This is a genomic window from Flavobacterium sp. W22_SRS_FK3, assembly GCF_052113665.1.
In the GTDB taxonomy this organism is placed as follows: Bacteria; Bacteroidota; Bacteroidia; order Flavobacteriales; family Flavobacteriaceae; genus Flavobacterium.
In genome coordinates this window covers 44576-64526 of the sequence record NZ_JBGQOF010000002.1, presented here as the reverse complement: position 1 = coordinate 64526, position 19951 = coordinate 44576, and the positions used below count along the sequence as shown (strand labels likewise).

The window sequence follows — 19951 nt, the reverse complement described above, 5'->3', positions numbered from 1 at the left end:
TATCCTTGTTCGTAAAAACAAATAAATGCTTACAAGGTTATTATTAGTGTGCTTTATTACACTACAGTCGTTGGGACAACAAATTAAGTTTGAGAATTTTACCACAAACCAGGGACTATCAAATAATTCGGTAATTGATATTGAAAATGACAAAGATGGAGGACTCTGGATTGCTACCTGGGATGGGCTGAATTATTATGATGGAAATAATTTTAAAAATTTCAAGCACAATTTTAATAACCGTAATAGTATCTCTGGCAACTATATTATGAAGCTGAAAAGAGATAAGGAAGGATTTATCTGGCTCATAACTAAAGAAGGTGAGGTAAACAGATATATTAAAAACGGTAAATTTGTAAAATTTAGTTTTAAAAGCATTCCAAAAGATATTCAAGTTTCTCCAAAAGGAAACATTTTAGTGCAGACTAACACTGCTTATTATGAATTTAAAAATAAAGCTTTTGTTGAGATAACTGTTAATTCTTTAAAAAACATAGATCTTAACAATTTAAAAAACATTTTGCTAAGAAAGTATCCTAGACTAACTATCAATGATATTTTAAAAGATAAAAAAGGAAATATTTGGTACGCTACCCAAAAAAATGGACTTTATATTATCCCTAATGATGGTAGTACAAACATTCAGCATTTTACTTCTGATTTATATTCTCCTTATTCATTTAAGAGTGATGAAATAGAAACGTTGCACCAAGATGATTTCGGGAACATTTGGCTTGGCCAAAAAGATGGTGGACTAAGCATGGCCTATACTGGCTCAGAAAAAATAAAAACCATAATACCCCATCCCATAAAAGAGCCACATTTACCAACTGAAACCATTAGAGCTATTACTAAAGATCTAAATGGAAAAAACTGGTTAGGTTATTACACAAGTGGACTCTATTATTATAGTCAAAAAAGTCTTTCATATGAAAAGTATAAAATAAATGAAGCAGCAATAAATTCGGATTGGGAAAGGGTCAGGAGTCTGTTTACAGCGAGTGACGGAACTATCTTGGCAGGAACGTATAAAGGAATAATACGTATTTCAGGAACAAAATACACTACGTACGAGGCAGAAAAAATTAAAGAACTGCCCAATAACAGATCTTATTCTATTTATGAGGATGAAAATAAAAAACTTTGGATAGGATGTTGGGGAGGTGTAGCTAAATTTAATTTGGGAACTCAAAAATTCGAGTCTTTTAATGGGCAAAACGCACTCAACAAATACCATATCAGATGTATTAAAAAAGACAAACAGAATTTAATTTTAGCGACTGAAAATAATGGGGTGATCGTCTTTGATTTAGAGACGAACAAGATTGATAAAATTTCAACCGACCAAGGCATTTTGGGCAATAGTATTTATGCAGTCCTGATAGATCCTATTGCTGAAGATTATTGGATTGCTTCTTTAGGCGGTGTCAGCATTTATAACAAAAAAAAGGGTTTGATCAAAAATATTACCGAAGCAGATGGCCTTCCGAGTCATATGGTGTATAGTCTGATCAATAATGGAGATAAGATTTGGATTAGTACCACTAAAGGAATTGCATCTATTGACATAAAGACTTTTAGAATTACATCTTATAACCCAAACCACGGATGGCAGGCGCCGGAATTCTCAGAAGGGGCTTATTATAAGGATGTAAAAGGTAATTTATATTTCGGGGGTGTAAACGGACTTAATTATTTCAATCCAAACACTATTCATGTTGCTAATTCTAATCCAAAAATCAAACTGAGAGTAGATGGCAACGAAAACTACTTACCTGTAATAGAAAAGAGCTTTACTGATAATGAATTAGAAATTGAAATAACCCCTATTGTGTTTCCTAAAGAAAGTAAATCTGAAATTTATTTTAAATTAAAAGGAAGAGATAAAAACTGGATCTTATTTCAAGAAAATAAAAAAATAGAATACGCCAATTTATCTTCGGGGAATTACCAATTTATGATTAAACATGGTAAAAATGGAACTGTGAAACCACTTTTTTTTAGCCTTCACATCACTAAAGCATTTTATGAAACAATTCTGTTTTATATTTTATTATCAGTTTCTATACTAATTGGCAGTATGCTTTTGATTTATTTTAAAAATAAAACTGCCGCATCTCAGCAAAAGTATCTAATTTCAAAAATAAGAAGTCGTACTGCTGTCATTGAAAAGCAGAAAAAAGACTTGCAGGCCATTAATGAAAAACTGGATGAAAAGAATAAAAAAATATCGGAACAGAAAGAAAAACTTTTAAAACTACACAGTAATCTTAAAAACGAGAATTTTGAAATTGAAAAATTTAAAACTTTCATGTTGGCAGAGTTTCAGGATCCAATAGCCAGGATAATCAGAATTTCAAGTACACACAAAAAAGATAGCGAAGTGCAACGCGATTTACTTTTGCAATCCGGTAAACTGGCAAATCTTATTTCGGGATGGAATTATTTAAGTTATGTTAAAGATATTGGTCCCGTCAAAAAATCAGCAATTAATTTGCTCTCAGTTTTAAAGAGCAGTATTGAAAAATTAAAAAAAGAGCTACAGCGCAATCAGGTTAATTTTAATTGTGAAATAGACAATTCGCCTTATTTTATTGCTATAGATGTTTTACGTTTAAAGTTATTATTGCAATATTTTTTCAATGACATCAGTAAATATTCTGAAACTAACAGTACTTTACATATTGCAATGGCGTATCAAAATAACTTTTTGAAAGTTACTGTAGTTTCTGATAGTGTAATCCTAAAAAACAACTGGTACAATATTTTGCATTACAGTCCTTATTTTAAAGCATTAAATGTATTACTCGAAGATTTGAATGGGGATTTTTTCGATCATTCTGGAGAACAATTTAAAAGTACTTTACAAATTCCTTTAGAATTAGCTTCCGAAAATTTAAAAAGTAAAGAAACCATTTCCTGGAAACATTTCAATGACAAGGAGCAACTCTCATTGGATAAAGAACTGTTTTTAGTTTTTAGCGATCAATCTGATTTTACGGCAGCAAATCAGGTATTAGAAAATAATAACTATCATTTACTTTTCGAAAATTCGGTTGCTAATTTAAACTCCGCAACAAAACAAATAAACTTTTCCGCTTTGGTATTTTATCAGGCAATATTTTCAACAGAGCTTGTTCATTTTTTAGAGTCAAATAAAAAAACTTCAGGTATCAAAATACCAATGATTTATATATCTGAAGATATTAATTATGAATTACATGAACAATTATTAGAGTTAGGTATTGATACTCACATTCAGTTACCTGCCAGCTCCTCATTTATAATCAAAAAGATTACTTCTTTAATTAATAAAAACAAAGAAATAAAGCAGGAAAATAAAATACAGCAAAAAATATTTGAAATCTTAACTGAAGATGACCCCGTAGTAACAAATAATGATAAGCTGGTAAAAAAAGCTTTAGAAATAATCAAAAAAGAGTTACAGGATCCCTCTTTTAATGTAGAGACACTTGTAGAGAGTCTTGGAATTTCGAGAGTAAAATGCTACCGCATCTTTAAAGAAGCATTGAATCAATCTCCTTCTGATGTCATCACTTCTTTTAGATTACAAAAAGCAGAAATACTATTGAAAACAAAAAAATTGAATGTTTCTGAGATCAGTTTTGAGTGTGGGTACAATGACCCAAAGTATTTTGGACGTTCTTTTAAAAAGTATTTTGGAAAAAGTCCAAAGGAATATAAAGAATATACTGTTTAGAGTTCTGTTAGCATTGTATTTTCTAAAAGTTAGCCCAATGTTAATGAACAAAAATCATCCTTTTTGCTGTTAATTTTACCCTAATTTGAATCAAAAATCCTCTTTTGTGAATCAAAATTACCCCATTTAGGAAGCCGCTTAAAATACTTTTGGCAAAACATAAAATAGTATTTAAATGAAAAAAATTTATGCATTGTTAATTCTTGCCTTAGGATGTATGTCATATTCGTATGCGCAGGAATCAGTATCAGGAATTGTGGTTTCTGATGTAGAAAAAGTACCCGTACCTGGAGTCTCTGTTTATATTAAGGGAGAACCAAAAGGAGCTGTTACAACAGATTTTGATGGTAATTTTAAAATTAAAGTACAACAAAAAGAAGGTATTTTAGTTTTTTCTTATGTAGGATTTAAAACAAAAGAAGTTTCTTTTTCAGGGACACAAAAACTGACTGTTTCTCTAACTGAAGAGGTTAGTACTTTAAATGAAGTAGTCGTGGTAGGTTATGGTTCTCAAAAGAGATCTGATGTAACCGGAGCAATCTCTTCTGTAAAAAGTGAAGATTTTAACAAAGGAGTGGTGGCAAATACCGGACAGCTTATTCAGGGTAAAGTTGCTGGTGTAAACGTCACAGCTGCAAGTGGTGAACCAGGTGCTTCACAAGATATTATTATTCGTGGGGTTGGAAGTTTGCGTTCGGGAACAACGCCACTTTATGTAGTAGATGGATTCGCTCTTGACAATACCAATAATGGTGTGGCTTCAAATCCGTTAAACTTTATCAACCCACAGGATATCGAAAGTATTGATGTGCTTAAAGATGCATCTGCTTCTGCCATTTACGGTTCTAGAGCTGCTAATGGTGTAATTGTAATTACAACTAAAAAGGGATCTAATGGAAGAAGTCAAATTAATCTTAATATGACTACCGGATTTTCAACGTTAGCCAACAAAGTAGATGTTTTTGGTGCAGATGAATTTAGAAAACAAATCACTGCTATTAACGGAAAGCTAATTGATGGTGGGGCAAGTACAGACTGGCAGGATGAATTAACCCGAACCGGTGTTTCTCAAAATGTTAATTTATCGATGAGTGGAGGAACTGATAAATCAACTTATGCAGCATCTTTAGGAATAGATAATCAAGAGGGTATTTTTGAAAATAGCGATTTAAAACGCTACTCTGGACGTTTGAACTTAAATCAAAAGGCGCTTAACGATAAGTTTAATGTTGCTTTTAATATGACAGCGACAAAACTTGAAAATTCAAGACCAGATGCAAGAGGTATAGTGGGGAATATGCTGACAATGAACCCTACTGATGCGATTTCAATTGATGGAGAGCCTAATACTAATTTAAGCAATAATATTTTGAATCCTTTAATTAGCCAGAGAATTTATTCTGATGAGACGAACAACAATCGTATTTTAGCTAACATTGCACCATCTTACCAGTTTATAAAAGGATTGACTTATAAATTTAACCTTGGAGTTGATTATTCCATGTCTGAAAGAGATGTTCAGGTAATGCCTTATACATCGGCTACTAATCAAACTGAAAGTACTTTGAACAATATTAGTACGACTAATAATAATATTTTATATGAAAATACTTTAACTTATAATTTTAGTACAAAGGCTCATAATTTTACAATTTTAGCGGGGCAGTCTTACCAGAAAATACAAGTAAATCAAAAGAACTATAATTTTAAAGGATTTCCTGATAATGGTATAGAACCAAAAAATCAAATAGAAACAGCTGTTTTATCTACAGGTCATTATTCATCTGCGGTTGAAAATGAGCTTCAGTCTTTTTTCGGAAGATTAAACTACGGTTACGATAATAAATACTTGCTTACAGCTACTATGCGTGCTGACGGATCTTCTAAATTTGGTAAAAACAATAGATACGGTTACTTCCCGTCAGTTGCATTAGGGTGGAACATTACAAAAGAAGATTTTTTAAAAGATTCTGAAGTTGTTAATAATCTTAAACTAAGAGCAAGTTGGGGTCAGACCGGGTCTCAGGAGATCCCTTCAAAAATAACCAAAGCAAGTTATACAGAAAGTAACACAGGAAACAATACGTATCCATTAGATCCATCTGCTACAGATTTAAGCGGATATCCTTATGGATCAATTTTTACTCGCTTGGCTAATCCAGACATTCAATGGGAGGTTTCAACACAAACCAATATAGGTTTAGATTTTAGTTTATTCAATAACAGATTGTCAGGTACTGTTGACTATTTTAATAAAGTATCGGATAATATTTTATTAGAAGTAGCACCCGTAGATCCTATTCAGCCCGCACCAAAATATTGGACGAACATTCCTAATATGCAGATAAAAAACAGTGGGGTTGAACTTGCTTTAGATTACAGTAGTGACAAAAGCAAAGACTTTTCTTATAGCATCGGAGGAAATATTTCTTTTACAAACAATGAAGTACAGGACTCACCTTATAAAATATTAACAACAGGGGGAGCGCAAGGAGGAGGACAGTCAGGAGCAACGATAAACGGAGCACTTAATGGACATTCGATAGGTTCTTTTTATATGCTTGAGTTTACTGGAATTGGTGCTGACGGTTTAAATCAATTTAGAGATATAAATGAAGATGGTGAGATCAAGGACGATGATCGTATTGTAGCAGGCAGTGCAATACCAGACTATATTTATGCCTTTTATCTAAACTTTAAATACAAGAATTTTGATTTAGGATTAAATTTTAATGGTGCCGGCGGAAATAAAATTTACAACCACGTTGCAATGACTTCATTCAACAGAGGCCAGCTTGCAAATTCTTTTAACACCACAGACAGAGCTTCCCAATTTTTAGATGAAGCTGCTACAAATTCAAATACCGTTTCTACGAGATATTTAGAAGATGGCAGTTTCTTAAGATTAAACAATGCAACGCTGGGCTATAATTTAAGTCCGAAAATGATTGGACTGGAAAATGTAATGGATAACATACGTGTTTCGGTAACCGGACAAAACTTATTTGTAATCACGAAGTATAGTGGCTATGATCCTGAAATTAATACCGGAACTTCAGTTGGAGAAATTCAGTCTTTTGGAATTGACTACTTCAGTTACCCAAGAAGCAGAACCGTTTCATTTGGTCTAAACGTTGCATTTTAATCAAAAATAACATAACATGAAAAATAAAATAATAGTTGCAGCTCTTGCATTTAGTTTATTATTTAACTGGAGCTGTACTGACTTAGAAGAAAAGGTCCTTGATGAATCCTTAGACGGCGCCGGACAGGCAGAAGCAATTAGCGGTGCGATTGCTCCAGCATATGGTCAAATTAAATCAACTTGGTATCATACCAATAATTTCGGATTACAGTTGATTGCCAGTGACGAAGGAATCTTACCTTATAGAGGTGGAACTGACTGGTACGACGGAGGCAAATATTTAGCAGTACAAGCACACACAACGACGTCTACTAATGACCTTGTTAAAACTACATGGAATGAGCTTACTATAAATATTTCCAGAACATTAACTGCCATTGAAGTTTTAAAACCTCTTGCAGAAGGCGGAAATATAGAAGCTCAGGGAGCACTTTACGAAATGAAAGCGCTTAGAGCTTATTTAAATATGATGACATTAGACAGCTGGGGACTTGTGTTTAAAAAGGAGTCATCAGCAAGTACTTCTGAAATCCTTAGAGGGCAAGATGCAGTATCTTATATAGAAAGTGAATTACTATCTGTTGCTGACGTAATTAATAATGATAAAGGGCCGGGTAGAATGACACAAGGTGCGGTTTGGGGACTCCTTTCCAGATTATATCTAAATGCCGCTGTTTACCGTGATCCTTATGGAACACCTCAATTTGCTGCTGCTGATATGGATAAGGTTATTAAATATACTGATAACATTATAAACTCAGGTAAATTCAGCCTGTCTCCTGAATATTTTGATTTGTTTAATGATAACAATAACTCAAATAAGGAATTAATCTTTGCATTAGATCAGCGTGGTGTTTTAAAAGACGAAAATAATCGATGGGCATACTGGTCAATACCAGGATCGATGTTTCCAAGACCGGAATCCATTAATGCGGATGGTACTGATGGCCCGGCTATCACATCAGATTTTTACCAGACATGGGTTGATGCTTATGGGGATGTAGATCCTGCTGATGCTGATTCCAGATTTTACAAAAACAATGCAAAAGTACCAGATAACTTGAAAGATCTTACCGGGTTTACACCGTTAAACGATCAGGATCATTACTATTGTGTAAAAGCTGAAGATTTTGAAATTGACAGAGGAATCATGAGAGGTATTCCCTGGGCAGCAAGAAAAGATGCCAATGGAGCATTTTTTAAATGTGATGGAGGATATAGAATTTACCCTGTCAAACAAATTAAAGGAAATGGGCCAGATTTAAATGTAGGCTATGTTAACCTTACCGAGAAAGTTGATTTCACTAAAGACGGCAGCATGCACTATTCTGGATACCGAGTATCCAAATATCAATTCAGTCATACTTCTCCAGATGGAAATACTTTTAGCAGTGTAGACATTGTATTACTAAGATACGCTGAAATTTTTATGATGCGTGCTGAAGCTAAATTAAGAAAAGGAGATAATGCAGGTGCATTGGCTGATATGAATACAGTAAGAACTTCGAGAACTGCCCGCGCTCCAATTCCTGCAGCACTTCCTGCTATTAATTTGGATATTTTATACAGAGAATATGGTTTTGAATTTTACTGGGAAGGTTTAAGAAGAACCAATCAGATTCGCTTTGGACATTATGAAGATAAATGGACAGAAAAATCGGACACCAATGTAGATCACAGACTTTTTCCTATACCTCAGGTAGCTATTGATGGGGCATCCAATGTTCCAGGATATTTAGTGCAAAATAAGGGATATTAATTAATTCCAATTGGATTCTATATTTTGAAGGCTGCCGGTTTTTTAAAGCAGTCTTCAATTTTAATTATTAGAAAAATGAAAACACCAGTATTACAAAAAAATAGATTAATAGGCTTTATTTGCATAGTACTCTGTTTAAATTTTGCTTCGGCTCAAACAAAAGATACCAGTATCAAAAAATATCCGAATGCGCTAAATTTTATCGTCATGGGTGACTGGGGCAGATTTGGCGAAGACCATCAAATTCCTGTAGCTAAGCAAATGGCTGTTAGTGCTAAAGAAATCAATCGTGATTTCATCATTTCTACCGGTGATAACTTCTATCCGGTAGGGGTAGCAAGTGAATATGACCCACAGTGGAAATCCTCTTTTGAAGATATTTATACTGATTTTTCTCTCCACTGGAACTGGTATTCGGTATTAGGAAACCATGATTATGCCGGTAATCCCGATGCGCAGGTTGCCTATTCCAAAATAAGCCGCCGCTGGAATATGCCTGCAAGATATTACAGCAAGACTTTTAATATAAATGGAGATCCTAATCAGCAGGTATTAATTGCTTTCATAGATACCAATCCTTTAATTCCGGAGTTTTATAAAAATGAAGTGTATGGTAAAAATGTTATTTCACAGGATACCACCGCACAAAAAAAATGGCTTATTAAAACCTTAACAACTGCTCCTAAAAGTGTGAAGTGGAAATTAGTTGTTGGACATCACCCATTGTTTACAGCAACTTTAAAAAGAAGAGAAAGTTATGATACCAAAGCGGTACGAAAATCATTGAAATCCCTCTTTGATAAGTACGAAGTAGATGCTTATATCGCTGGACACGACCATGATTTGCAACATTTACTGCCAGAAGGTAAAACCAATTATTTTGTTTCAGGATCCGCTTCTGAAGTTACAGCAATCGATCGTTTACCTTTTAGTAAACTGGCAGCTTCAGAATATGGTTTTATGGTATTTTCAGTTTTAGCTGACACTTTGTATCTGCAAGCTGTTAATGAAAAAGGAGAAGTCATCTATACTACCGAAATAAAAAAATAAACTGTATCCCATTAAATCTGTTTAACTTTTATTGACTCCAACTCATTTTTTTCTAGTAACAAATAAAGAAAAACCGGTAGAAGTCAAATCAATTAATAGTTAGTTTCATGTTTTTTAGTTTTTTACGCTGCAGGCTTCCCCAAAGTCTGCAGTTTTAAAAAGAGAAACAACAAAGCAGACAGGACAAAAGTGATAAATAAAATTCTATCTAAAGTTACCTACAGCTTTGCAAAGAAATAAATTTCAATTTCAATGAAAAAAATAATAACCCTTTTTTGCCTCCAATTTTTCCTGTTTACACAAGCACAGGAATACAATTCTTCGAATATCCATTCGCATAATGATTATGCCAGTCCGCTTCCTTTTTATGGAGCTTACTCTATTGAAGCCGGTATCATAGAAGCAGATGTTTTTTTAATTAATAATGAACTGTTTGTCGCTCATAGCTCAAACGAAATTGCGCCGCACAATACACTAAAAAGTTTATATCTGGAACCCCTTTCTTTAAAATTAAAAAATTTAGAAGGCAAAGCTTATCCGGATAATAAACCGTTGATTTTAATGATAGACATTAAATCTGATGCTGATGCTACCCTAAAAGCAATTCTACAGCATTTAAAATTTTTTCCGGAAATTACTTCTAATAAAAATATTAAAGTTGTTATTTCAGGAAACAGGCCTTTGCCTTCTGAGTGGGCAGCATATCCGGAATTTATTTATTTTGACGGAAGACTGAATGAAAATTATTTACCAGAAGAATTGTCCCGCGTCGAAATAATCAGTCAGGATTTAAAAGAGTTGACAGTTTGGAATGGTAAAGGTGTTTTAACACAAGCTGATTTACAAAAAATTCAAACTGCAATTAAAAAAGTACACGATCAGCATAAAAAAATCAGATTCTGGGCTACACAGGACAATGTGAATACCTGGATGACTTTGATGAATTTAAAAATTGATTTTATTGGTACCGATAATGTGGCGGCACTAAGTGAATTCTTAAAAAAAATAAAGACAACATTTTATCAGAATACAGAATTTTATCAAGTTTACACTCCTAAAAACACATCGGTTTCTTTCAAAAATAAAAAACCAAAAAATGTAATATTACTTATTGGTGACGGAATGGGATTAGCTCAGATTTACGCAGGTTACACCGCCAACAAAGGACAATTAAACCTTTTTAACATTCCAACACAAGGACTTTCAATAACCAAATCTTCTGATAGTTATATTACCGATTCGGCAGCAGGAGCAACAGCGATGGCAACGGGACATAAAACCAATAACCGATTTATTAGTGTGGATGAAAACGAAAAACCGTTAAAATTAATTACACAACAACTGGCAAATAAAAAATTTAAAACAGCCATTATCTCTGCTGGAAATACTACAGATGCTACTCCGGCTGCTTTTTACGCGCATCAGCCTGAAAGAAGTTACAGCGAGCCCATAGCTTATGATTTTTTAATCAATCCGTCTGATATTTTAATCGGTGGAGGATTAAAAGAATTTAAGTCCAGAAAAGACGGTAAAGATCTTTCTAAATTATTGATAGAAAAAGGGTATACTTTTTCTGACAGATTCAGTAGTCTGGATACCATTAAAAACAATAAAATAGTTCTTTTAGATGATTCGGCAGTAGTTTCTATGAAAGAAGGAAGAGGAGATTTTTTAACCAAATCTTTAGCGAAAGCTACAACAGTATTTTCTAAAACAAAAAATCCATTTTTCATCATGGCCGAAGGTGCTCAGATAGATTATGGCGGACATAAAAATAATTTAGAATATGTGGTTCGTGAAATGCTTGATTTTGACAAGTTAATAGGACAGGCAATGGAATTTATAGATAAAAACCCAGACACCCTTTTAATTGTTACAGCTGACCATGAAACTGGCGGACTATCATTAATCGATGGCAGTATAAAAAAAGGATATGTTCAGGGAAGTTTTAGCACCAATGACCATACAGCCATACCTGTTCCTGTTTTTGCTTATGGTCCGGGAGCTCAAAATTTTTCAGGTGTTTATCAGAACACAGAAATTCATACCCAAATAATCAAGGCTCTTTTTTAAAATTTTTCTGAATCTGATTGTTGTTTTAAATTATTTCATAATGTATTTATAGTACTGTTCTGCCGCATCTGGCAATAACTTTTATTTTTAGAATTTAAACCGATCAAAAAATGAATACTAATAAAGGTGATTGTTATCCAAAAACACATAATTCTTCAGGCAATATATTTCAAATCAAGATTTACACTTATTTATCGTGATGTTGAAGAAATAATGAAGAGTAGAGGGAGTAAGTGTGGATCATGCTGCGATTCAGCGCTGGGTTTAAAAATTTACACCTTTCATTGAATTAGAGATGTAAGGAGAAAAAGGCAGATTTGTAGCTAGTTGATATTGAATGAGACCTATAATAAAGAACAGGGCCCTCATTTTATTAAGTGACGGATACAAAACAGTTTAAAGATTATAATGACTTCAATCTACTATCTTATATGATACCTTTATTTATTAAATTGTCGTGTTAAGAACAGAGTTTTTTTGGAAGTTGAAATCGAATTAAACCTTAGTAGTTTGCAAAGTCTTAGATGCTCTGGCAATACAATTTTTTCACTCTTGAAATTACAGCAAAACTTTGAATTACTAATTTTATACCGCTGACTTTAAGATAATTCCAAATGTACTTCCCAAACCTAACTCACTTTCAACATAAATGCTTCCGTTTTGAGCATCAATAAATTCTTTACTTATAGCCAAACCCAAACCAGTTCCTGATTTATTGCTTCCTGGAATTTGAAAGTATTTGTCGAAAATTTTGTTTTTATAACGAGCATCAATTCCTTTTCCAGAATCAATTACACAAAAAGTAATTTTATCGTTTTCAGAAGTTGTTTTTATAATGATAGTACTGTTTTCTGAAGAATAAGTAATAGCATTAGTCAAAAAATTAATTAAAACCCAGGATGTTTTTTCTTTGTCTGCTTTTACTTTTGGTAAATGACTTGGAATTTCTAAAACGAGTTTTATATTTTTTTGATCTGCTTTTACCTTTACCGCATTTACCGCGTAACCTACTATTTCAGCAGGATCACTTTTCTCAATATTCAACTGAATGTTTCCTGTTTCTAATTGCGATAAATTCAGTAATTCTCCCGTGATTTTTAACAAGCGCTCACTGTCGTCCTTTATGCTTTCAACCAATTGTTTTTGATCGTCATTCATAGTGCCAGTTTTGGCATTTTCAAGCAATTGCAGGCTTAATTTTATCGAAGCAATTGGCGTTTTTAATTCGTGTGAAACGGTGGCAATAAAGTTTGTTTTAGCAAAATCAAGTTCCTTAAAAAGAGTAATATTTCTTAAAATAATGACATCACCAATATTAATTTCTTTTTCTTCACCAGTTGGTGTAATGGTAATATTGATGGTTTCTTTATCAAAATAACTTTCTTTTTCGTTGGCAAAAATTTTCATTGGTTGCTTTTTGTTCGATTCCGGAACTAAATCTTTTAAAAGTAAGGAACGCATCAAATCATTGGATAAAGCGAGTGTAGTAGAGAATTTTCCAATTACTTCATCAGTTTTCTTTCCGATAATTTTTAGGGCTTCATCGTTTACAAACAAAATCACCCCATTTTGATCCAGTCCAATAATTGGATCGTGCATATTATTGATTAGTGTTTCGAGTCTTTTTTTCTCAAAGAAAATTTTGTACAAATTACTACTGTTATATTCTTCTAGTTTTTGAGCCATCGTATTAAATGATTTGGCCAAATCACCAAACTCATTATGATTTGTAAAATGAACCCGTTTTGAATAATTTTTGTTTGCAATTTCCTGAATACTTCTGGTTAATTCTTGAATCGGATTAGCAATATTATTTGGAAGATTAATTAGTAAATTAAAGGCAATTAAAAAACATAAAGTTCCCACAATGGCAATCCATAAATTGGCTGTTGCTGCAGTTTGTTTTGCGATATCACTTTTTTGCTTAATAGCATTCATATTAAGTTTCATTATGGCAAAAATGTCTTTTCTTATTTCTGTTTTTAAAAGTTCATTTGTAAAATTTTTATTCAAAATTTCAAAATGGTAGTTAAGATTATCATTGGCTATTTTTTCACCAGGTTCAGTTACATTTTGAATTTGTTTTTGAAGATTTTGTCTAAAAACAGCAGTAGCCTTTTCTTTGTCAATCGTCATTTGGTCTAAAGACAAAAGCATATTTCTGGAATATTCTAAAGTATTGTAATTGGCTTTTAGAATATTTTCAGTGTCTTTTTTTATTGAAAAAACATAAAAAGCACTCACTAAGGAGAGTATTATTATCAGTATAAACAATAATCCAACACCCAGATTTAGTTTGGTTTTAATTCTCATAATGTCATTGCGAGGAACGAAGCAATCTCATCCTCAGTATTTAATTGATTATTTTTTTGTAAAATGTAAAATGGATTTTCCAAACATCTAAACATTTCACAAAAATGCTCTTACTCTTATGAAAGTATTACAAGATCAATATTCAATAAAGAAAGCTGATTTAACAGTCGTCTAAAAATTGTTGTAGACAAAATTACTTTAAATAAATTCAAATGTGGTTTTCCGATGCATACAGTTGTAATTTGTTTTTCTTCAACAGTTTTTAAAATCGTATCCGTAATATTTTGATGTTCTATTTTAATGACTTCGGCACCCAATTGAGTGGCTAATTTAAAATTATTAATTAGATGACGTTGTTTTGATAGTGTTATTTTAGTATTACTTTCTTTGGGAGTTTCTACATACAAAACACACCAACTTGCGTTGTAGTGGCTAGCTAAACGAGCTGTTTTGCGAATCACAATTTTTGCTGTTTTTTCATTACTACTAATGCAAGCTAATAATTTTTCGGGTTTTAAAGCGTGCAATTTAGACACTTCATTCTCAACTTTTCGCAGCACTTGACTGGCCACTTCTTTTAATGCTAATTCCCGCAATTGCAAAATTTGTTCTGATTTGAAAAAGTTTGACAAAGCAGTCTGGATTTTATCTTCTGTGTAAATTTTTCCTTCTTTCAAACGTGCAATTAAATCTTCCGATGTCAAATCAATATTCACAACTTCATCAGCCAATCGCAAAATATTGTCTGGAATTCGTTCCTGAACATCAATTCCTGTAATGCGTTTTACAGCCGAATTTAAACTCTCAATATGCTGTATATTCACTGCCGAAATCACGTTGATTCCAGCTTCTAAAATCTCTAAAACATCTTGCCAACGTTTTTCGTTTTTACTTCCTTCAATGTTAGTATGTGCCAATTCATCCACAATTACCACTTCGGGTCTGAGGTTGATAATCGCCTGAACATCGAGTTCTTCCAGTTCTTTTCCTTTATAAAAAATTGTCCGACGCGGAATCAATGGTAATCCAAACAACAGTTCGTGGGTTTCTTTCCGACTATGCGTTTCAATATAGCCAATTTTCACATCAATTCCATTTTTCAATAACGAATGTGCTTCTTGCAACATTCGGTACGTTTTACCCACACCTGCGCTCATCCCAATGTAGATTTTAAACTTTCCTTTTCGTGATTTCTGAATTAAATCGAGAAAGTGCCGTGCATTATTTTCTTTTTTCTGATCCATTGTCAATGTAAAATTTAAACCAATTCTTTTTTTAGAAGCAATTTCCTGCTATTCGCTACAATCTTTTGTGCCAAACACTGGCACAAAAGGATTTTCACTACTATCAGGGCTAGGGCATCAGGGGAAACTATCTGTCATTATTTTCTCAAGCAATTTATCATTTGGATACAAAGACTAATTGTATTAATATTCGACAACAATGCAAACTCTACTTGTATGACTTCTTTTCCGTCGAAATGGTTAGTACATAAAACTTTGCACCTTTGTTTCTCTGTATGTCAGAATCTTATTTAGAAATCTCATCTAGAGCTATATTCAAAGCCAAAACGTTCACTTTCTCAGGGCCAAACATTCTAAAAAGGGGACGTTCTTTAGTTTCATTAATTACTTTTATAATAGTATCAATACTTAGATTTCGAGTTTTAGCAATGCGTTCCACTTGTACTTTTGCACCGTCGATAGAAATGTCAGGATCAATTCCACTCCCTGAAGCAGTAAGCAAATCTGAAGGAATATCTTCGCATTTCACTGTTGGGTTTTTTTTCATAAAATAATCTAATCTTGTTTTAACTTCAGCTAGATATTCTTTATTGTTTGGACCTTTATTACTACCTCCTGAGCTTGCAGCATTGTAATTAACTGCAGACGGACGTGACCAGAAATACTTGTCTTTAGTAAATTTTTGCCCCACATTAATGTGGTAGGTTTTTCCTTTTGAAGTCACGATTTCACCTTTTCCTTTATTGGGTGAAAATTGCGCTATTCCGAGAATAATCAAAGTGTAAATTCCAGAGAAAAATACAGCGCAAAATAGTGTTAAACGCAAAGCGGGAATCATATTTGTTTTCATCTTTTTTAGTGTTTAGATGTTGTTTGTGAAATGTTTATAAGAAAATAGTAACCAGTATATCAATCAATTTGATTCCGATAAACGGAACCAAAACGCCTCCAAGTCCATAAATAAATAAGTTTCTTCGAAGCAATGCTGATGCTCCAATTGGTTTGTAAGCAACTCCTTTCAGCGCTAGCGGAATCAAAAATGGAATGATTATCGCATTAAAAATTACCGCCGATAAAATGGCGCTTTCAGGACTGTGTAATCCCATAATATTCAAACTTTGCAAAGCAGGAATCGCTGTAATAAATAAGGCTGGAATAATAGCAAAATACTTAGCAACGTCATTCGCAATAGAGAAAGTCGTTAAGGTTCCACGAGTCATCAAAAGCTGTTTTCCAATTTCAACAATCTCAATCAGTTTGGTTGGATCATTGTCTAAATCGACCATATTTCCCGCTTCTTTAGCCGCTTGCGTTCCGCTATTCATTGCCACACCAACGTTTGCTTGCGCTAGCGCAGGAGCGTCATTTGTTCCATCGCCCATCATCGCAACCAATCGGCCTTCTGCCTGTTCTTTGATGATATAATTCATTTTATCCTCCGGTTTTGCTTCCGCAATAAAATCATCAACACCCGCTTTTTCAGCAATGAATTTCGCAGTTAACGGATTATCACCTGTAACCATCACCGTTTTGATTCCCATTTTTCTCAAGCGTTCAAAACGTTCTTTCATTCCTGTTTTAATAATATCCTGCAATTCTATGACACCTTGAACATGATTGTTTTTAACAACAACTAAAGGCGTTCCTCCATTCGAAGAAATTGTAATAACTTGTTGCGCAGTATCTTCAGGAAAAGGATTTCCTGCTTGCTGCGCAATGTTTCTAGCAGCATCTTGCGCACCTTTTCGGATGTTAGTTCCATCTTTCAAAATCACCCCGGAAGTTCTGGTTTCTGCAGTAAATTTTATCAAAGTAGCACCTTCTATTGATAATTTATTGGTAACATCGGCTCCAGCCAACTCCAAAATACTTTTTCCTTCGGGAGTGTCATCTGCTAAAGAACTCAATACAGCTGATTGAATAAACTCCTTTTTAGAAACTCCTTTGGTTGGGTAAAAAGCAGTTGCTTTTCTATTTCCGATCGTAATAGTTCCTGTTTTATCCAAAAGCAAAACATCAATATCTCCTGCAGTTTCAACAGCTTTTCCTGATTTTGTAATTACGTTAGCACGTAAAGCTCTGTCCATTCCTGCAATTCCAATAGCAGATAATAAACCGCCAATAGTAGTTGGAATTAAACAAACAAATAGCGAAATAAAAGCTGCGATGGTTATAGGAGCATTTGCGTAATCGGCAAATGGTTTTAGTGTTATCGTTACAATAATGAAGACTAATGTAAACCCAGCTAGCAAAATAGTTAAAGCAATTTCGTTTGGTGTTTTCTGGCGGCTTGCTCCTTCGACCAAAGCAATCATTTTATCCAAAAAACTTTCACCAGGTTCGGAGGTTACCCTTACTTTTATTTTATCTGACAAGACTTTAGTTCCACCAGTTACCGATGATTTATCCCCACCAGATTCTCGAATTACAGGAGCACTTTCACCCGTAATGGCACTTTCATCAATAGTTGCTAAACCTTCGACAATTTCACCGTCAGTAGCAATAATATCGCCCGCTTCGCAAACAAAAATGTCTCCTTTTTTTAATTCAGATGAAGAAATGATCTGCCCGTTTTCAAGCTTTGCAGGAGTTTCTTCTCTGGTTTTTCTTAAACTATCAGCTTGCGCTTTTCCTCTGGCTTCAGCAATGGCTTCAGCAAAATTGGCAAAAAGTAGTGTTGTTAAAAGAATTAAAAAGATGGTAAAATTATAACCAAAACTTCCTTGTGAGTGTTCCCCGGAAAGAATCCAAAGACAAACAAAAAACATAATGAGCGTCCCAATTTCGACAGTAAACATAACTGGATTACGGAACATTATTTGGGGGTTTAGTTTCACGAATGACTGTTTGAAAGCCTCGACAACTAACTCTTTTTGAAATAATTTATTTTGAGTTGCACTCATGGTATTTTTACTATTTAGATTATTTTACAGATAAGTATTCAGCAATTGGACCCAATGTTAGAGCAGGGAAAAACGATAAAGCTGCTATGATAAAGATTACCGCGAAAACCAATAAACCAAAAGTTGCTGTATCCGTTTTTAAAGTTCCGTTGCTTTCAGGAATATATTTTTTAGAAGCTAATATTCCCGCAATGGCTACTGGCCCAATAATGGGTAAATAGCGTGCAAAAAGCATTACAACTCCAGTTGAGATATTCCAAAAAGACGAATTGTCCCCTAAACCTTCAAAACCACTACCATTATTCGCTGATGAAGAAGTGAATTCATACAACATTTCTGAGAAACCATGATAACCAGGATTTGCTAACCAATCGGATAAAGCTTCGGGATTACCTACATATAAATAGCTAGCGAGGGCAGTTCCTGCCAAAATTAAAAGGGGATGTAAAAGGGCAATCATCATCGCAATTTTCATTTCCTTCGCTTCTATTTTCTTCCCTAGAAATTCAGGAGTTCTCCCCACCATTAGCCCACTAATAAAAACGGCAAGGATTATAAAAATGTAAAAGTTTAAAAAACCAACACCAATTCCGCCATAGAAACAATTAATCATCATTCCTAAAAGTGTAGTCATTCCAGCAATTGGATTTAAGCTATCGTGCATAGCATTCACCGAGCCGTTACTGGTACAAGTAGTGTAAGTCGCCCAATTTGCAGCGGCTGCCGATCCTATTCGGACTTCCTTTCCTTCCATATTACCAAAGTTTTGGGCAATTCCCATACTAGAAATAGCTGGGTTTCCCTTCGTTTCGCTAATTACAGATGGAATCAGTAAAATCAAAAATCCCATAGTCATTACACCATAAATGGTATAGGATAATTTTCTTCGTTTTAAAACAAATCCCAGCGCAAAAATCATGGAAATCGGAATTAAAACAATCGAAATATTCTCAACCATATTGGTCAAATAATTCGGATTTTCCATCGGATTGGTTGAGTTAGGACCGTAAAATCCACCGCCGTTTGTGCCTAATTGTTTGATGGCTACAAATGCCGCAACGGGGCCGCGACTTATATTTTGTTCGTTACCTTCAAGCGTAGTAATTTTGTCTCTTCCTTCAAAAGTCATTGGCGTTCCGTTGAAAACCAAAACAGAAGCCACAACTACGGCTAAAGGCAATAGTACTCGTGTAGAAGAACGCACGAAAAAACTATAGAAGTTCCCTAATTCAGTGGTCGTTTTTTCTTTCATAGCCACAAAAACCATTGCACAAATGGCCATACCACAACCCGCACTTATAAATTGCCAAAGCATCAAACAAAGCTGCCCTAAATAAGACAAGCCAGTTTCGCCCGAATAATGCTGTAAGTTGGTATTAGTTATAAAACTGATTGCTGTATTAAACGCTAAATCAGCTGACATTGATGGATTTGCATCAGGATTTAGAGGCAACCATTGCATATTGGTCAACACTAAAATTGAAAGAACAAACCAAACTAAATTAATAGATAAAAGTGCAGTTAAATGTTGCTTCCAAGTCATTGGTATGTTGTGATTTATACCGCCAACTTTAAAAAACAGTTTGTCAATTGGATCAAAAATTGCATCCAGCCAAGTTTTTTCATAATTGAAAATCTTACCGATATAACGGCCTAACGGAATTGCTAAAAGAAGCACTACTCCGTAGATAACGATAATTCCTAATAGTTCTGTATTCATAATTTGATTTGAGATTTTAGAGT

10 protein-coding genes are annotated in these 19951 nt (G+C 33.9%); 5 read left to right on the top strand and 5 right to left on the bottom strand.

The genetic code is table 11. The features are described 5' to 3' along the window. Positions 1 to 25: 25 nt before the first annotated feature. The 5 genes from ACEN2I_RS02205 (at position 26) to ACEN2I_RS02185 (ending at position 11748) form a co-directional block, all read left to right on the top strand. Positions 26 to 3721: a two-component regulator propeller domain-containing protein gene (locus ACEN2I_RS02205; protein ID WP_441764486.1), complete on the top strand. Its 3696-nt coding sequence runs from the start codon at positions 26 to 28 to the stop codon at positions 3719 to 3721. A 175-nt stretch (positions 3722 to 3896) separates the two neighbouring features. After that, positions 3897 to 6866: a SusC/RagA family TonB-linked outer membrane protein gene (locus tag ACEN2I_RS02200; protein WP_441764485.1), complete on the top strand. Its 2970-nt coding sequence runs from the start codon at positions 3897 to 3899 to the stop codon at positions 6864 to 6866. 16 nt (positions 6867 to 6882) lie between these two features. Beyond that, on the top strand, positions 6883 to 8625 hold the full coding sequence (locus ACEN2I_RS02195) for a RagB/SusD family nutrient uptake outer membrane protein (RefSeq protein WP_441764484.1): 1743 nt from the start codon (positions 6883 to 6885) through the stop codon (positions 8623 to 8625). 75 nt (positions 8626 to 8700) lie between these two features. Continuing rightward, positions 8701 to 9675: a purple acid phosphatase family protein gene (locus tag ACEN2I_RS02190; protein WP_441764483.1), complete on the top strand. Its 975-nt coding sequence runs from the start codon at positions 8701 to 8703 to the stop codon at positions 9673 to 9675. Between the two features lie 252 nt (positions 9676 to 9927). After that, on the top strand, positions 9928 to 11748 hold the full coding sequence (locus tag ACEN2I_RS02185; protein ID WP_441764482.1) for an alkaline phosphatase: 1821 nt from the start codon (positions 9928 to 9930) through the stop codon (positions 11746 to 11748). 585 nt (positions 11749 to 12333) lie between these two features. Here ACEN2I_RS02185 and ACEN2I_RS02180 read toward each other — a convergent pair. From ACEN2I_RS02180 to kdpA, 5 genes are all read right to left on the bottom strand, one after another. Then, positions 12334 to 14061, bottom strand: coding sequence for an ATP-binding protein (locus ACEN2I_RS02180; protein WP_441764481.1), 1728 nt, complete (start codon positions 14059 to 14061; stop codon positions 12334 to 12336). Between the two features lie 116 nt (positions 14062 to 14177). Further along, on the bottom strand, positions 14178 to 15305 hold the full coding sequence (locus tag ACEN2I_RS02175; RefSeq protein WP_441764480.1) for a sensor protein KdpD: 1128 nt from the start codon (positions 15303 to 15305) through the stop codon (positions 14178 to 14180). Positions 15306 to 15591: 286 nt separating this feature from the next. After that, positions 15592 to 16155: a K(+)-transporting ATPase subunit C gene (locus ACEN2I_RS02170; RefSeq protein ID WP_441764479.1), complete on the bottom strand. Its 564-nt coding sequence runs from the start codon at positions 16153 to 16155 to the stop codon at positions 15592 to 15594. A 34-nt stretch (positions 16156 to 16189) separates the two neighbouring features. Continuing rightward, positions 16190 to 18208, bottom strand: coding sequence for a potassium-transporting ATPase subunit KdpB (gene kdpB, locus ACEN2I_RS02165; RefSeq protein ID WP_441764478.1), 2019 nt, complete (start codon positions 18206 to 18208; stop codon positions 16190 to 16192). 19 nt (positions 18209 to 18227) lie between these two features. Next, positions 18228 to 19928, bottom strand: coding sequence for a potassium-transporting ATPase subunit KdpA (gene kdpA / locus ACEN2I_RS02160; protein WP_441764477.1), 1701 nt, complete (start codon positions 19926 to 19928; stop codon positions 18228 to 18230). Positions 19929 to 19951 lie beyond the last annotated feature (23 nt).

What these genes read in the sequence shown, in the direction of transcription:
- ACEN2I_RS02205 (WP_441764486.1), top strand. Translation starts at nt 26, where the DNA reads ATGCTTACAAGGTTATTATTAGTGTGCTTTATTACACTACAGTCGTTG.
- ACEN2I_RS02200 (WP_441764485.1), top strand. Translation starts at nt 3,897, where the DNA reads ATGAAAAAAATTTATGCATTGTTAATTCTTGCCTTAGGATGTATGTCA.
- ACEN2I_RS02195 (WP_441764484.1), top strand. Translation starts at nt 6,883, where the DNA reads ATGAAAAATAAAATAATAGTTGCAGCTCTTGCATTTAGTTTATTATTT.
- ACEN2I_RS02190 (WP_441764483.1), top strand. Translation starts at nt 8,701, where the DNA reads ATGAAAACACCAGTATTACAAAAAAATAGATTAATAGGCTTTATTTGC.
- ACEN2I_RS02185 (WP_441764482.1), top strand. Translation starts at nt 9,928, where the DNA reads ATGAAAAAAATAATAACCCTTTTTTGCCTCCAATTTTTCCTGTTTACA.
- ACEN2I_RS02180 (WP_441764481.1), bottom strand. Translation starts at nt 14,061, where the DNA reads ATGAGAATTAAAACCAAACTAAATCTGGGTGTTGGATTATTGTTTATA.
- ACEN2I_RS02175 (WP_441764480.1), bottom strand. Translation starts at nt 15,305, where the DNA reads ATGGATCAGAAAAAAGAAAATAATGCACGGCACTTTCTCGATTTAATT.
- ACEN2I_RS02170 (WP_441764479.1), bottom strand. Translation starts at nt 16,155, where the DNA reads ATGAAAACAAATATGATTCCCGCTTTGCGTTTAACACTATTTTGCGCT.
- kdpB (WP_441764478.1), bottom strand. Translation starts at nt 18,208, where the DNA reads ATGAGTGCAACTCAAAATAAATTATTTCAAAAAGAGTTAGTTGTCGAG.
- kdpA (WP_441764477.1), bottom strand. Translation starts at nt 19,928, where the DNA reads ATGAATACAGAACTATTAGGAATTATCGTTATCTACGGAGTAGTGCTT.